Genomic DNA, 1,179 nt, shown 5'->3' on the forward strand with positions numbered 1-1,179 from the left:
AAAGCAGTCCTGATGTCTGCGGCGTTCTGCCACCCGTGGGTCGTCTTTTTACGCCGCCCCGCACGGGACCGCTCCCGCGGCCCGGGCGCAGGATGCCCACGTGATACCGCGCTGAAACGGGCGCGGCAAAATTTTCTTTCGTAGAAAGTCAAAACCAATCTGCTCCAAGGATGACAACATGACGCAAGTGGTTACACGATTCGCCCCCAGCCCCACGGGACACCTGCATATAGGCGGTGCACGCACGGCCATTTTCTGCTGGCTTCTGGCCCGTCATTTCAACGGCCGCTTTCATCTGCGCATTGAGGACACCGACCTTTTGCGCTCAAAGCAGGAATATACCGATTCCATCCTGGCTTCCATGCGCTGGCTCGGGCTGGACTGGGACGGTGAACTGACCTACCAGACGCAGCGCACCGACATTTACAATGCCTATGTGGACAGGCTGCTGGAAACCGGCCACGCCTACTGGTGCTCCTGTACCCCCGAAGCTGTGGAGGCCATGCGTGAAGAAGCCCGCGCCAAGGGCCTCAAGCCGCGCTATAACGGCTGCTGCCGCAACCGCGACCTGGGACCGGGCGAGGGACACTGCGTGCGCCTCAAGGCCCCGCTGTCGGGCAAGGTGGTCTTTGACGATCTGGTCAAGGGCAAGATCGCCGTGGATGTAAGCGAACTGGATGATATGGTCATCCGCCGCGCCGACGGCATGCCCACCTATAACATGGCCGTGGTGGTGGACGATCACGACATGGGCATAACCCACGTCATCCGTGGCGATGACCATGTGTCCAATACGCCGCGCCAGATTCTTATTTATGAGGCCCTGGGGCTGCCCGTGCCGCGTTTCGGCCATGTGCCGATGATTCTCGGCCCTGACCGCCAGAAGCTTTCCAAGCGCCACGGCGCGCGCGCCGTTATCGAGTACCAGCAGGACGGCCTGCTGCCGCAGGCCCTTGTGAACTATCTGGTGCGTCTGGGCTGGTCCCACGGCAATCAGGAGCTGTTCACACCGGCGGAGCTGGTGGAATTCTTCGACGGCGGCAATCTCAATCCGGCGGCCGCAGCCTTTGACCCGGCCAAACTGGAATGGTGCAATGCCCATTTCATGCGCGAAATGCCCCTTGCGGATCTGGCCGCGCTCACCGCGCCCTTTGTGGAGCAGGCGGGCCTCGGCAAGCA

General features: G+C 61.7%; 1 protein-coding gene. It reads left to right on the plus strand.

The genetic code is table 11. The features are described from left to right. Positions 1–178: 178 nt before the first annotated feature. A partial coding sequence (gene gltX / locus V6C16_RS13800) for a glutamate--tRNA ligase (protein WP_333543499.1) occupies positions 179–1,179 on the plus strand: 1,001 nt, incomplete at its 3' end.

Source organism: Desulfovibrio sp. 1188_IL3213, assembly GCF_036763145.1.
GTDB lineage: Bacteria > Desulfobacterota > Desulfovibrionia > Desulfovibrionales > Desulfovibrionaceae > Desulfovibrio.